General features: G+C 43.4%; 12 protein-coding genes and 1 pseudogene. 6 read left to right on the top strand and 7 right to left on the bottom strand.

Going from position 1 to position 15,084, the window contains the following annotated elements:
- Positions 1-40: 40 nt before the first annotated feature.
- On the top strand, positions 41-1,498 hold the full coding sequence (locus tag HCR01_RS09390) for a sensor histidine kinase (RefSeq protein ID WP_193195966.1): 1,458 nt from the start codon (positions 41-43) through the stop codon (positions 1,496-1,498).
- 34 nt (positions 1,499-1,532) lie between these two features.
- Complete coding sequence (locus HCR01_RS09385; protein ID WP_193195965.1) at positions 1,533-1,691, top strand: hypothetical protein; 159 nt, start codon at positions 1,533-1,535, stop codon at positions 1,689-1,691.
- 37 nt (positions 1,692-1,728) lie between these two features.
- Here the strand turns inward: HCR01_RS09385 and pip are convergent, their stop codons facing one another.
- The 4 genes from pip to HCR01_RS09365 form a co-directional block, all read right to left on the bottom strand.
- The gene (gene pip, locus HCR01_RS09380; RefSeq protein ID WP_193195964.1) at positions 1,729-2,667 is read right to left on the bottom strand and encodes a prolyl aminopeptidase; all 939 of its coding nucleotides are present in this window, start codon (positions 2,665-2,667) and stop codon (positions 1,729-1,731) included.
- 138 nt (positions 2,668-2,805) lie between these two features.
- Positions 2,806-3,768 (bottom strand): N-acetylglucosamine kinase, encoded by a 963-nt coding sequence (locus tag HCR01_RS09375; protein WP_193195963.1) that lies wholly within the window; start codon positions 3,766-3,768, stop codon positions 2,806-2,808.
- Positions 3,769-3,782: 14 nt separating this feature from the next.
- Positions 3,783-5,048: an AmpG family muropeptide MFS transporter gene (locus HCR01_RS09370; protein WP_193195962.1), complete on the bottom strand. Its 1,266-nt coding sequence runs from the start codon at positions 5,046-5,048 to the stop codon at positions 3,783-3,785.
- Between the two features lie 46 nt (positions 5,049-5,094).
- Entirely contained in the window at positions 5,095-5,484 is a 390-nt protein-coding gene (locus tag HCR01_RS09365) for a GxxExxY protein (protein WP_193195961.1), read from the bottom strand.
- Positions 5,485-5,622: 138 nt separating this feature from the next.
- On the opposite strand from HCR01_RS09365, the gene HCR01_RS09360 reads away from it, so the two are divergent.
- Together HCR01_RS09360 and HCR01_RS09355 are read left to right on the top strand one after the other, a co-directional pair.
- Positions 5,623-8,607, top strand: a complete 2,985-nt coding sequence (locus HCR01_RS09360; protein WP_193195960.1) for a valine--tRNA ligase — start codon at positions 5,623-5,625, stop codon at positions 8,605-8,607.
- Between the two features lie 251 nt (positions 8,608-8,858).
- The gene (locus HCR01_RS09355; protein ID WP_193195959.1) at positions 8,859-9,293 is read left to right on the top strand and encodes a hypothetical protein; all 435 of its coding nucleotides are present in this window, start codon (positions 8,859-8,861) and stop codon (positions 9,291-9,293) included.
- Positions 9,294-9,476: 183 nt separating this feature from the next.
- Here the strand turns inward: HCR01_RS09355 and HCR01_RS09350 are convergent, their stop codons facing one another.
- Entirely contained in the window at positions 9,477-11,465 is a 1,989-nt protein-coding gene (locus HCR01_RS09350; protein ID WP_193195958.1) for an ABC1 kinase family protein, read from the bottom strand.
- Between the two features lie 259 nt (positions 11,466-11,724).
- On the opposite strand from HCR01_RS09350, the gene recN reads away from it, so the two are divergent.
- Positions 11,725-13,473 carry a DNA repair protein RecN gene (recN, locus tag HCR01_RS09345; RefSeq protein ID WP_193195957.1) on the top strand — a complete coding sequence of 583 codons (1,749 nt, stop codon included), beginning with the start codon at positions 11,725-11,727 and terminating at the stop codon, positions 13,471-13,473.
- A 40-nt stretch (positions 13,474-13,513) separates the two neighbouring features.
- Positions 13,514-13,702, top strand: a pseudogene (locus HCR01_RS38575) (GxxExxY protein); the annotation flags it as partial.
- A 59-nt stretch (positions 13,703-13,761) separates the two neighbouring features.
- On the opposite strand, the gene HCR01_RS09335 reads toward HCR01_RS38575, so the two are convergent.
- On the bottom strand, positions 13,762-14,664 hold the full coding sequence (locus HCR01_RS09335; RefSeq protein WP_193196220.1) for an ATP adenylyltransferase family protein: 903 nt from the start codon (positions 14,662-14,664) through the stop codon (positions 13,762-13,764).
- 111 nt (positions 14,665-14,775) lie between these two features.
- Positions 14,776-15,051, bottom strand: coding sequence for an ATP-binding protein (locus HCR01_RS09330; protein WP_193195956.1), 276 nt, complete (start codon positions 15,049-15,051; stop codon positions 14,776-14,778).
- Positions 15,052-15,084: the final 33 nt, after the last annotated feature.

The following is a 15,084-nucleotide window of genomic DNA, read 5'->3' as shown; positions in this document are numbered from 1 at the left end:
ATATGCTGTTAGCCGCTGTTGAGTCAAGGGGTGAAAATCTGTGTACCAATGGATATTGCCGAGTCTGAGTGAAGTTTTAGCCGAAAGTCAATCAAGCGTGGTTGAATGTTCATCTGCTAAAGCAGAGCAACAATGGCGCATTAGCCTAGCAGCGACAGAACATCTGCTATTAAATACTTTAGCAACTGTTTCACCTGACGCCACCCAAGGATTAGTTTTAACTGCACCAGCACCCCTGTTTAGTCAGCCAAAATTGACTCAAAGCTTGCAGACGGTAACTTTTACAGCAAAACCATTTAACCCCTTGGCACTAATGCCATTTCAAATGCCAGTTGCAATGCCTGCGGTAGGCTACGCCAACGCAACTGTAGATGAAATAGCTCCTCAAGAATCGGTACTCGGTTTATTACCTGCCGATCCATTGGCGTCTGAGCAGTTTTGCTTAGTTTTTACAGAAAAATTTAGATTAGTGCTAGTTTTAGCAGAACACAGAAACGGCAAAAAAACGTTTTCATTTTCCTTTGAGCCAGAAGTAGTACAGCAGGCGTGGCGATCACTAGGAGCGCGGGTCATGCTGACTAATCCAGAATTTTTTGTCGATTTAGATACACTAGTACAAAAGTATTGCCCAGTCGCACCAGATTACCGTACTGTAATCCAGTTTAGTCAATTACTACTTCAACAATTACCAGAACCAGAAGCCGACACCGGGAATGTCCCCCCTTCTCCTCTTCCCCCTGTCTCCCTCTCCTCTCACTCCTCTCCTCGTCCTGATGTCGAATTGCTCCAAGCCTTTGCTCACGAAGTTCGCACCCCTTTAACAACGATTCGTACCATGACTCGCCTACTGCTGAAACGGCGGGACTTACCTGCAAATGTGCTGAGTCGCTTAGAGATAATTGATCACGAGTGTACTGAGCAAATTGACCGGATGGAGTTGCTGTTTAAAGCCGCGGAACTGGAAACTTCTGCCTCAACAAAATCTTCAAGAACTCAACTCACACCAATGTCTTTGGATCAAGTGTTACAGCAGAGCATCCCCCGTTGGCAACAAGCAGCACATCGGCGAAACTTGACTTTGGATGTTGTTTTACCTCAACAACTACCGACGGTGGTGAGCAATCCCACCATGCTAGATCAGGTACTCACTGGTTTGATGGAGAATTTTACCCGCAGTTTACCATCTGGTAGCCATATTCAAGTTCAGGTTATCCCAGCCGGAGATCAACTAAAGTTACAACTATCGCCTCTCCAGTGCAAAGACACAAGTAAACCTGCTACACCCGCACCGCCGCCAATTCGTAAAGCTCTTGGTCAACTGCTGATGTTCCAACCGGAAACAGGTACGATTAGTTTAAATATTGCTGCCACTAAGCATCTTTTTCAGGCGATCGGCGGAAAACTCATTGTACGCCAGCGTCCACACTATGGCGAAGTGTTGACTATTTTCTTGCCTTTAGAAGTTAGCAGTCAGCAGAAGTCAGGAGTTATGAGTTAGGAGACAGGGAAGCAGTGTTTCGACTTCCTTCCCTATGGGAGGCTTCTCTACGAGAGGCTTTGCCAACACCAACGGCTGGCTTCTCTACGAGACGCTACGCCTAGCTTGCTTCCCCGTAGGAGTACGCTCAGGACAAGCCGCTCAACAACCGGAGCAGGGGGAGCAGAGGGAGAGAATAATTAATGACCCTTGACCCTTGACTCTTGACTCAGCACTTTCCAAACTAGGAGTTAAAAGTTATCAGTTGCCTCAATTAAGGCACTAGTAATTCCTGGTTCACTCATGGAATGTCCGGCATCAGGAACTACAATAAATTCTGCTTCCGGCCAAACGCGATGTAATTCCCAAGCTGATATCATCGGACAAACTACATCATAACGTCCCTGAACAATTACAGCAGGAATATGGCGGATGCGGTCGATATTTAAAAGTAATTGATTTTCTGTTTCAAAAAATCCCTTGTTAATAAAATAATGGCATTCAATTCGCGCAAAAGCTGAGGCAAATTCACTCTCACCAAACTTTTGCATGAGATCTGGATCTAAAAAAAGTCTACTTGTACTAGCTTCCCAAATTGACCAAGCACGTGCTGCTGCCAATTGAATTTCTAAATCTGGACTGGTTAAGTGTTTGTAATATGCAGTAATCAAATCATCCCGCTCAGCAATGGGAATTGGTTTTAAATATTCTTCCCAGGCTTCAGGAAAAATATAGCTAGCACCTTCTTGATAGAACCATCGCAACTCTTTTTGTCTCAGCATAAAGATGCCACGAAGAATTAATCCCGCGCATCGAGAGGGATGGGTTTGACTATAGGCTAATGATAAAGTGCTGCCCCAACTGCCACCGAAGACGACCCACTTTTCTATATCTAAATGTTCGCGCAGTTTTTCAATATCATTTACTAAATCCCAAGTGGTGTTTTCTCGTAGTTCAGCATGGGGTGTACTTTGACCACAACCACGTTGATCAAACATGACTAACCGCCATTTTTCTGGGTGAAAATATTGTCGATAAAAGGGTGGACATCCACCACCGGGGCCACCATGCAGTAAAACGATTGGCTGGCCTAATGGGTTGCCAGACTCTTCAAAATGGATAGTATGAAGGTCGGAAACCTGTAAACTATCTTCTAAATAAGGTTTGAGCGCTGGATAAAGTTCTCGCATTCTGCAAATTTTAGCAGTAATCAAGCAAGTGCGATCGCAGTTACATCTAAGTATAAAGTCTTGACTGCTCAGTCAAAGTATTATACGTAAATTTTTTTATTTGGGGGTTTGTTGTCAGACATCGCTTTCTCATTTTCCTTACTCCACTAGCCTATGCAACGCCAATAAACCAGCACCATAAGCAGGTTCATACCTCGGAAAAATCACTTTTACATCAGGAAACTTCTTAATAAGAAATGCTGCAAATCTCTCATGTATCTTGGATCTTCCCTTCCATACACTTCCAGTTGTGACTACTTCTAATGCTGAGTCATAAATAAAAATAGTATCAATTACTGTAGAAGTCGCTTTTACCAAATCTTGCACGGCATCATCAATAATTTTATTAGCTGATTCATCTCCTTCCGCTGCGGCAAAATCTATAATTGGTGCTAAGGCAGCTATCTGTTTAACTCCCCATCCCCGCCGATATATTACTTCTATTAAATCTTCAATATTCTTCAAACCAAGATACTGTTTAAAAACTTCTATCAAATTAGTTGGTATCTCACGCCCGTCATGAGCTTTTAATGCTGCTTGCATACCAGCAACAGCAATTTTATAGGCACTACCTTCATCTCCTAAAATATACCCCCAGCCGCCAACTCGCTTGGTATTCCCCTGATGATTTCGTCCGAGAACTATCGAACCAGTGCCTACGGCAACTACAATTCCCACATCATGACCAATTCCACCCACTAAAGCAATCAAGGCATCGTTACAAATAACAATATTAGATGGTTTTAATGCCCAGATCATAGGCAAAATTTTGCTATTTTGTAACTGTTGAACTAAACCTTTTGCTACTTCGATATCTGCTACACGGCTTACACCTGCTAAACCTAAGCATATCGCTTCAACTCTTATAAATTTTGTAATTTCTACTGCCTGATTTACAGCAGAATAAATAGCAGATTCAATTGATTGTAAAGTTGCTTTAATGCCTATACTCTGATAATTAGATGGGCCTGCTTCACCGCGACCTAGTATCTTATGCAAATCATCCATCAACACGCAAACAGTCTTACTACCGCCGCCATCTATTCCCAAAACATAACTCATAAACTGGATTAATATTAATTATTTTGATACTTCGATTCTTCTTTTAAAGGAATAAAAAAGAGAGCAATCATACCAGGAATAGTGAGTAAACAGACTAAGACAAAAAATAATGGGTATCCAAGTGCTTTTTGCAGATAACCACTAACTAATCCTGGAAGCATCATACCTAAAGCCATGATGCCAGTAGATATAGCAAAATGAGAAGTTTTATATTCGCCGTGGCAAATATACATTAAATAAACACTAAAAGCTGTAAACCCAAAACCATATCCAAATTGCTCTAAAGAAACCAAAGGATACACTAATGTAAGTGACGGTTTTGTGTAAGCCATATATACATAGAACACGTTAGGTAAATTTAACGCTAAAGCCATAGGGAATAGACATTTTTTTAACCCATATTTAGAAATCAGCAATCCTCCTAAAATACCGCCGCAAATTAAGGAAAGTACTCCAAATGTTCCGTAAACTAATCCAACATCTGATGTTGATAGACCTAAGCCACCTACTTCTGGTTTGTCCAATAAAAATAGAGAGGCCATCTTGACAAGCATTGCTTCGCCAAGCCGGTAGAGCAAGATGAATGCTAGGATAGCTGTAATTTTAGGCTGAGTAAAATATGAAGTAATAATTGACCAAAATGGTATCTTTTCTGTAATTTGTGATTGCCTTTGGTGATCTAATTCAGGTAAAGGTAAGATTAGGCGGTGGAAGACAAAAAGTATTGCTAAAATTAAAGATGAGAAGCCAATAGCTAGAGTCCAGCTTAAAGGAATGTTGTTGAGAGATACCTCAAGCTGACCAGCTAAGACTACTAAAATTCCAGAGCCAAAGATAACAGCAAGTCTGTAAAAAAGTGAGCGAATACCAACAAAGAAGGCTTGTTGTTCTGGGTTTAAAGCTAGTAGGTAAAAGCCATCTGTGGCAATATCATAAGTTGCGGAAATAAATGCTCCTATTGTCAATGCTGTGAGGGAGATGAAAAAGAAATTTGGTAGTTGTAAGCAGAAAGCTACTAAACCTAAACAGCAGAATGTGGCAAATTGGGTATAAAGTATCCATTTGCGTTTGGTAGAGTAGATATCGACAATTGGGCCCCAAAACATTTTGATGACCCAGGGTAGGTAGAGGAAACTTGTCCATAAGGCGATTTGAGTGTTATCTATTCCTAGTTTTTTGTAGAAGATAACGGAAACTGTGTTGATGATGACGTAGGGTATGCCGGAGGCGAAGTATAGGGTGGGGATGAAAGTAAAAGGAGAGGTTGTTTGGTTTTGCATAGATTGGGTAAACGAACCGCAAAGGACGCAAAGGGCGCAAAGAAGATTAAGAAGAGAGGATAATACGTTTGATGCCGTCTTTGAGGAGGGGGACGTTAAAGTTGATGAGGAGGGCTAGGGAGTAATGAGTCATTTTAAGGTAGGAGAGGACTTGAGCTTCATGAATGGGAATTAAATTTTGCACAGCTTTTAATTCAATAATTAGAGAGTTTCCAACCAAAAAATCTAATTTGCCTTCACCTAGGGGACGACCTTTGTAGTGTACTTGTACTCGATGCTCAAACTTATGAGGTATCTCGCGCATCAGAAATTCTTCTCTAAGCGCCTTGTGATACACTTCCTCCAAAAACCCAGCCCCTAGTACTTGATGTACCTCAATCGCCGCCCCAATCACCCCATAAGCCAAGTTTTCTAGTTGAACACTTGGTTGCCTCATCTTACCTTCCTCCTCTTCCTTTGTGTACTTTGCGTCATTTTCTGCGAAACGCTGCGCCTCTGCGGTTCGTTCCCATCAAACCCTCTCCAACCCTGTGGCAAAATTTATTAGAGTCCTTCCATAGTTAGTTTGCCCCGCATGTCCGCAAATATCCCCAATCTCCCCAGCCTCTACGACCCCTTTTCCACAGAAGCCAAATGGCAAAAATTCTGGGAAGAAAACCAAGTTTACAAAGCTGACCCCAACAAAGGTGGTGAACCGTATTGCATCGTCATTCCACCGCCTAATGTCACTGGCAGTTTGCACATGGGTCACGCTTTTGAGAGTGCGTTGATTGATACCCTCGTACGCTACCACCGGATGCAGGGGTGTAATACCCTGTGGCTGCCCGGAACTGACCACGCCAGTATTGCTGTGCATACGATGCTGGAAAGGCAACTCAAGAAAGAGGGGAAAACTCGTAGCGAGTTAGGACGCGAGAAATTCCTAGAACGTGCTTGGCAGTGGAAGGCGGAGTCTGAGGGAACTATTCTTAATCAGCTGCGACGCTTGGGCGTATCGGTAGACTGGTCACGGGAGAGGTTTACCCTAGATGAGGGTTTATCCAAAGCTGTTGTAGAAGCATTTGCTCGCCTTTATGAAGAAGGCTTAATTTATCGTGGTGAGTATTTGGTTAACTGGTGTCCGGCTACTCAGTCGGCTGTGTCTGATGTGGAGGTGGAAACACAAGAGGTCAATGGTAATCTTTGGCACTTCCGCTATCCCCTAACGGACGGTTCTGGCTATGTGGAGGTGGCGACAACTCGACCAGAAACAATGCTGGGCGATACTGGGGTGGCAGTTAATCCCAATGACGATCGCTACAAACACCTAATTGGCAAAACTGTAACTCTGCCAATTTTACACCGAGAAATTCCCATCATTGGCGATGAATTTGTTGACCCCACTTTCGGCACAGGTTGCGTGAAGGTGACACCTGCCCATGACCTCAACGATTTTGAAATGGGTAAGCGTCACAATCTGCCGTTGATCAATATTATGAATAAAGACGGCACGCTCAACGAAAATGCTCAGGAGTTTCAAGGACAAGACCGCTTTGTTGCTAGAAAGAATGTGGTTTCTCGCCTAGAAACAGATGGCTTTTTGGTGAAGATAGAAGATTATAAGCATAGCGTTCCTCATAGCGATCGCGGTAAAGTACCCATTGAACCCCTCCTTTCTACTCAGTGGTTTGTCAAAATTCGCCCCCTAGCTGACAAAACTCTAGAATTCCTCGACCAGAAAAATTCTCCAGAGTTTGTCCCCCAGCGCTGGACAAAGGTCTATCGTGATTGGCTGGTAAAACTCAAAGATTGGTGTATCTCTCGCCAACTGTGGTGGGGACACCAAATCCCTGCTTGGTATGCTGTGAGTGAAACGGGTGGGCAAATTACCGATAACACACCGTTTGTCGTAGCGCAAAATGAAGCTGAAGCTTGGGAAAAAGCCAAATCACATTTTGGGGAAAATGTCAAGTTAGAACAAGATCCAGATGTGCTAGATACCTGGTTTTCTTCTGGACTCTGGCCGTTTTCGACTTTGGGCTGGCCGGAACAAACTCAAGATTTAGCGACTTACTACCCCACCACTACCTTGGTAACAGGCTTTGACATCATCTTTTTCTGGGTTGCCAGAATGACGATGATGGGTGGGCATTTTACGGGTGAAATGCCTTTCCAAACAGTTTACATCCACGGCTTGGTGTTGGATGAAAAAGGTCAGAAGATGTCTAAAACCAAAGGTAATGGCATTGACCCGCTGTTATTGATTGACAAATATGGTACTGATGCCCTGCGCTACACCCTAATTAGAGAAGTAGCTGGCGCAGGTCAAGATATCCGGTTGGAGTATGATCGCAAAAAGGATGAATCATCTTCAGTGGAAGCGTCCCGTAACTTTGCTAATAAGTTGTGGAATGCCGCCCGCTTTGTGATGATGAATTTGGATGGACAGACGCCACAACAATTGGGTCAACCATTCAGCAACGAATTGAGCGATCGCTGGATTCTCTCGCGGTATCATCAAGTTGTTAAGCAAACCACTAATTACATTGACAACTACGGTCTAGGGGAAGCAGCCAAGGGATTGTACGAATTTATTTGGGGTGATTTCTGCGACCAGTATATTGAACTTGTTAAATCTCGCCTCCAAAACGATGCAGATCCCGCATCCCGAAAGGCAGCACAGCAAACCCTCGCCTACGTGCTGGAAGGGATTTTGAAACTACTTCATCCCTTTATGCCGCACATTACCGAAGAAATTTGGCAGACTCTCACTCAACAACCAGCAGATGCTCAGCAAACTTTACCATTGCAAATCTATCCCCAGATAGATGCAAACATAATTAATATAGCGCTAGAAGAACAGTTTGAATTGCTGATTGGTACTATCCGCACAATTCGGAACTTACGAGCTGAGGCGGATATCAAGCCAGGGGTAAAAGTGACAGCAAATTTGCAAACTGCAAGCGAAAAAGAACAGCAAATCCTTACAGCGGGACAATCTTACATTAAAGATTTGGCTAAGGTCGAGACTTTAACCATTACCGCCGAACCACAGAGTCAAACGGTTGCTGCTAAAAAACCTCAGAAGGGTTTGAAGACAATTGGCTTGATTATTGTGGGGATTGTCTTTGCTAGGTTGGGCTTAGCTGCGGGGAATGCAATTGATGATATTCCTGTTGTAGGAACTTTCTTTGAAATAATTGGTTTTGGTTACACAGCTTGGTTTGTAAGCCAAAATTTATTGAGTACAGAAGCTAGACAAAAGTTCTGGAGACAGTTCTTCCCACAGACAGAATCACAACAACTACAAGAACCGGAAAATGTGATCGCTGGTGTAATTGGTACAATCCAAGTGCTAATTCCCCTGGCTGGTGTGGTAGATATCGAAGCAGTCAGTGCCAAACTGCAAAAACGCATCAGCAAAGTAGAAGCAGAAATTAACGGGCTACGTGCCAGATTAAGCAATCCTAAGTTTGTTGAACAAGCACCTGCTGATGTAGTGCAAGCAACGCGGGACGCTCTAGTAGAAGCTGAAAAACAAGCAGAAATTTTGCGCGATCGCCTCAAGGGGCTGGTGTAGGCATTGACTACGTAGTTTAGGATAGTTGCAATGGGTAAAAGTAAAAATATGAACTATAAATGCTGAATTATGAATTAGATTTATACTTCATCATTAATAATTCATAATTTGATTACCAATTACCCATTACAAATTAACTATCCCCAAAAAATAAATTAAAAATCTTTTTTAATTTTGTGGAAAGTTGGGCGATGTCGGTTTCTGTCTCACTCAACTTTCCTAGACGAATTTTGAATTGGAGCACGACTGTCATGCTATATCTAGCCCAGGTGCGTAAAAACGATTTTTTAGACCAACACCAGTTACGCTTGTTGGCGCGTCAGGAAGCCGAAAACTTCTGGGTCATAATTCCAGAAGAGGCTTTCATTTTACTGGGCAAAGGAAACACCATGAGTGAGAAATTACTTGTTTTAGTAGAACTTTCCCCTACAGGCGATATTGAAAGAATAGAAGACGCTACCGGCTGGGTACTCGGTCTAATAGAAAATTACCTCACGACCGGCATTACTCCAGAATTCTTGCAGCAAGAAGCCGAGCGAGCGGAACATTGGCGACAATCTCTGACGTTACAAAACCAAGACTTGGCGCGTCGTTCCTTGGAATTAGAAGCCCGTCGGGAACAAATTCAAGCCCTAGAGGAAACCCTAAAACGCGATAAAAATGGTTATCACAAAGATGAAGCATGAAGCAAAAAGCGCTCTTGCATCTCTTTCACCCAATAATTCGTAATTAAAACCCCTAATTACAAATTACGTAAAGCCTGCGGCATAGCTTCGCTTAGAGCGAAGCGGTAGCGTACCCCTACGGGGAAGCAAGCTACGCGCAGCATCTCGTAGAGAGGAACGAGCGTCATTGCGAATGACGAATTATTATGCCGCCAACAATTGTCGAATTAACCTTGCTACAGCTTTTTGCGTGAAGCGGCTAGCAACTTGTTGACCCAAACGCTGCACACCTGGATTTACCAATAACTGAGCAACTTGAGGTGCAAGTTGTGCTGGGTCAAAGCCACGAGTTTCTTGGAGAATAGTCAAGATACGTTTAATATGCTCCAAGGTTTGTTGTTGCTCGACTGTCGCCGCAGGAGTTGCGTTGACTGCTGTCAAGCCTACCCGTTCCCGCAGCAAATAGGTGAAGTTATGCAAAACGTTTTTACCTAAAGCATCGAGTCCATTAACAGATTCATCTACTAGCTTGTCACGAATAAAAGCGCCGCGTTCGGAAGCCAAAAAGTCTATTCCCTGATTCAACACCAAGTTTAAGTCGTAGTCTTGGCTATTACGGGCATTACGTAACAAGTTTTCCAAACGATTCCAGCGGAATCTCCCATCTTTAAACAACAAATCCTGTAGCGATGCTCTTAATTGCGGTGCAGGATCGGTTAACAGGCGTTTAGAAACGTAGGGGTAAGCTTCACTAAGGACTTTAAAGTTGGGATCTATATATATGGCGATACCTTCCAGCGTTACCAGAGAGCGAATAATTAAAGCGTAGTAGGGAGGTACACGGAAAGGATACTCATACATTAAAGCCGATAGTTCATCAGTGATGCTTTTGATATTGAGTTCGGCTACGCTGGCTCCTTGAGCATCAGCAAACACTCTCGAAAAAGCTGGGATAATTGGTGTTAAGTCTGTTTCTGGAGATAAGAAATCTAACTTAACGTAGTCTTTTGCTAGACCTTCAAAGTCACGGTTAACGACGTGGACGATCGCCTCAATTAAACCATAACGCTGCGGTGGTTTAATCTCACTCATCATCCCAAAGTCGAGATAAGCCAATTTACCATCAGGCATGGCTAATAAATTACCAGGGTGAGGATCGGCGTGGAAAAATCCATGTTCTAGCAACTGGCGCAAGGAACATTGCACACCCACTTCAATCAAATAACGAGCATCTATACCTTGGGCGCGAATTTCTTCTGTCTGGGTTAATTTTGTGCCGTTAATCCACTCCATCGTCAAGACACGACGATTGGTGTATTCCCAGTATATTTTCGGAACATATATGTCTTTTATATGTCCATATAGCTGGAAAAAACGCTCGGCGTTTTCGCCCTCATGGATGTAATCCATTTCTTCAAAGATGCGATCGCCCAATTCATCCAAGATACCAACTAAGTCACTCCGTACTCGTTTGACTTTTCTCTGCACCCAGGCAGCGAGGTGGCGCAAGATGTACAAGTCAATAGTGATCCGCTCTCTTAAGTCGGGGCGTTGTACTTTAACGGCGACTTCCTCACCAGTTTTTAACTTACCTTTGTAGACTTGTCCCAAGGAGGCAGCCGCAATTGGCTGAGGCGAAAGTTCGGCGTAAACTTCTTCTGGAGGCGCTCCTAATTCTTCTTTGATAAACTGGTAAGCTATTTCGTTGGGAAAAGGCGGTAATTGGTCTTGTAGCCTAGTTAGTTCTTCCAAGTACACGGGAGGAACTAAATCTGGTCTAGTGGACAAAGCTTGTCCAATCTTGATGTAAGCAGGCCCCAGTTGTGTCAGCAATTCTCGTAGCTGATTGGCTCGGCGGCGGTCATTTTTGACGACAATTCCCCGACGGCTATCCCACCACAGTCCAAAAGCTAAGGAGAGCGTTGGCCCCAAAACTGCGAAAATCCGCCGCAAAACTTGCAGGGGTCTATTTTGGTAATACGCCTTTATCTCTACGGGATCGTAACGCGTCTCAGGTTCGGCTATTGTCGTGAGATTTTGAGTAGCCAAGAGTCTTGGCGATCTCACGACTAAAGTCTGTGTACCATTTTGTGGAACTACTTCAGTATCATACAGTTCGTCTGGGCGGTCTGTGCCGCCACGACTGTCTTCCTGAATCGGTCGGGAACTAGGGGGAAGTGTCTTAACAATCATGAAGAAAGCCACCGGTCAGAACGATCATGTTAAGTATTGTAACAATATGATGAAGAACTGGGGATTGGGGACAAGGAGGAATCATTGAACAAGTCTCTACCTTGTCTCTTCCCAGCTCCCAATATCAAGAGGTTTGCTAAACTTATCAATGGATGTATTAGTCCAATAGTAGTAGGTATTGCTAGTTGATGAAAGATTATACTTATTGTCCTGTAAGTTAGAAGTATTCGGCATCTGCCCTCACGGAGAATTAGGCTTGATGTTGCTTTGCCTACGGATTGAAAACTTTGCTCTGATTGACCAACTGGAATTAGAATTTGGCGCTGGATTAAATGTATTGACAGGTGAAACCGGCGCCGGAAAGTCGATTATCCTAGATGCGATTGATGCTGTTTTGGGCGGTAAAGTCTCCAGTCGAGTGATCCGTACTGGGACAAGTCGGGCAATGGTAGAAGCCACCTTCACCTCAAATCCCCCCTTAACTGCTTGGTTGAGCGAACAGGAAATTGATTTGCTCGATGAGAATTCCGTAGTTATCAGCCGGGAAATCACAGCCACCGCTAGTAATATCCGCAGTCGATCGCGGGTAAATGGTGTGTTGGTAAATCGCCAGATTATGGGTGGACTACGCGATCGCCTGGTAGAAATCACAGCCCAAGGTCAAACTGTACAAGTGGGACAATCAGCCCAAGTCCGCGACTGGTTAGACTTATATGGCGGTAATGCCCCGATGCAGCAACGCCAAAAGGTAGCCACTAGCTTCACTTCTTACCAACAAGCCCATCTAGCACTAGAAAAACGCCGGACATCAGAACGAGAACGTTTACAACAATTCGACTTACTCACCTATCAAGTTCAAGAATTGGCAGCCGCGAACCTCAGCGAACCTAATGAATTGGAACAATTGGCGCAAGAACGGGAACGCCTGAATCATGTCGTTGATTTGCAACAGATGAGTTACAAAGTTTACCAGGCTTTGTATCAAAATGATCATGAAACTCCAGCCGCAGCTGATTTGTTAGGTGACAGCGAAGTTACATTAAATGACATGGTGGAGTACGATGCTCAACTGCAACCGCTGTTGGATTTGGTGAGAGACGCTCAAACTGCGGTGATGGAAGTGGGAAGACAGATTAATGCTTATGGAGAAGATTTAGAAGCCGATCCTCAGCGATTGGAGGAAGTAGAAGAAAGAATTCAGGAATTAAAACAAATTTGCCGCAAGTATGGCCCAACTCTTACAGAAGCGATCGCCTACTACCAAAGAATCCAAGCAGAATTAGCGGAACTAAACGATAGTGAACAATCTATCGAAAATTTGGAACAGCAAGAAAAGGCGTGTTTTGAAAAACTTACCCAAGCCAGCGATCAGTTAACTCAATTACGTCGTCAAGCTGCTGCTAATTTAGAATCACGATTGCTGTCCGAACTCAAACCCCTAGCGATGGAAAAGGTACAGTTTCAAGTAGAGATTCTGCCTACTTCTCCAACTGCTACAGGAGCAGACAAAATTACTTTTATATTTAGTCCTAACCCCGGAGAACCGCTACAACCTTTGACAGAAATTGCTTCTGGTGGTGAAATGAGCCGCTTTTTACTAGCACTGAAAGCTTGTTTTTCTCAAGCCAGTACTGCTGGGACAATGGTATTTGATGAAATTGATGTCGGGGTTTCGGGACGAGTAGCCCAGGCGATCGCCGAAAAATTACATCAACTGAGTCAGCGCAATCAAGTATTATGTGTTACCCACCAGCCCTTAGTTGCTGCAATGGCAGACCGTCATTTCCGTGTGGATAAGCAAACTATCAATCAAAGTAAGGGTAAAAAAGCTAACAATGGTAACGGTGAACAGCGTACCGTTGTGCGAGTCACTACTTTAGATAATTTAACCACTCGCCGGGAAGAACTAGCGCAGTTAGCTGGTGGTAAATCTGCAACAGATGCGATCGCTTTTGCCGAATCTCTGTTATTACAAGCTGCTAACCACCGTCGCCAAGAGGAAAGTTAACTTTGTGTCTTCGTGTCTTCGTGGTTTTAATACTTTATATGGTGGCTTTCGGCTGGATTTGCTAGTTGAGCAATCTGTGGTTGTGGAACTTAAAGCTGTAGAAGCACTCATTCCAGTTCACAAAGCCCAGCTTTTGACATATCTGAAGCTCTCTGGTTATCGTCTTGGTCTACTAATCAACTTCAATGTTCCTCTCATCAAAGACGGCATTCAACGCCTGATTCTTTAAATTCTTAGTGTCTTAGTGTCTTTGTGGTAATACAATATCTAAACCAACAGCATCGCCTATTAAGTTGAGAAAGCAACATTCTTGAGTATAGTCATTGGCCCTTGGTCTTTGAGAATCTGCATTTGTTGCTCATTTCGTACTAGCAAAGCACCCGCAAATCCTAATGAATTAACAGATATAGACAGGAAATGCTCTTGCGATCGCGGTACAATCAACATCCATTCTCTCGTCACTAAAAGATTGTAAGCACCAGATTTGCCATCAACTGCATCTAAACCCACAGCACGTAATAACTTGTGATAACACTCCAAAGTTGCCTCAGCCGTTGTTAACGGAGACTTTACCCAATGGGGGTTTATAGTTGCAAAAGCGTGTACAAAAGGAAATACTGGTATAGTTGCGATCAAGTCCTGATTTGCCGATGCTAAGAGCGGTTCAATGGGTATCTGCACTCCTGATGGTGTCAGTGGTAAAGGTACAATTTGTAAGTGCTTGTGTCGCTGACTAGCACCTGCAATTTTGCCACTATTGTAAAATGCTAAACCATCGAAATCAGCCAAACACGCCAACATAGCTACAAAATCCTCTACCGTGAGTAAGCTTTCCTGTTCCTCAAAGACACGAGTAATAATTAGTAAGTGATATTCAACAACATTAAATTTATTTAAAATACATACATGAGTATCGGAAATATCCGCAACAAACAAATCCTCCTCGTAGGGAAGAAATGGATTGAAGTCTTTGCCAGAGGAAACAGTTTGTTTTTTCTGTTTCTGCTTAGCTGCATCCTTACGAGCAAGATTGGATAAAATTCGCACCAAAAAGCGTACTTCATCCTGTTCTACAAATTCAAACTCTGTTGGTATTGACAGCAGTGCTCCGCATTGCAAAGCATGTTTAGTTCGCTCTTTAACACTTGTCCACAAAGTGCCAGGTTTCAGCAATATTTTCCCTTGCGCCATTTCTTTCCCTTCCGGCATAGTGAAATATATTAGCAGTGTTCAAGTAAACATTAAATAAAATGGCATTGCTGAATTGAAGTATGAAATTTAAAAACTTAACATCTTAAACTCTTACTCTCTGCGCCTCTGCGTCTCTGCGTGAGATAGATTCATACCTGGATTCAGCAACGCCATGCGTTTGGTAATAGCAAGTCCTAGTCCAGTGCCACAAGGTTTGGTAGAGAAAAACGGCTGTGAAAGCTTAGCAAGAACTTCTGCGGGAATAGGTTCTCCGCCATTGTTGACATGAATGGAGACTTGATCTGCTAGAGAGCCATTTACTTGCAACTTGACGACATCTCCAGCTGTAACTGCCTCGCACGCATTACGGACAATATTAATAAACACTTTTGCTCATAGATGTCTATTGCATGGTAAGTT

It is taken from the genome of Nostoc sp. MG11 (genome assembly GCF_014904695.1).
Classification (GTDB): domain Bacteria; phylum Cyanobacteriota; class Cyanobacteriia; order Cyanobacteriales; family Nostocaceae; genus Komarekiella.
Note: the sequence above shows the minus strand (reverse complement) of the source record. Positions and strands in the feature narration are given on the sequence as shown.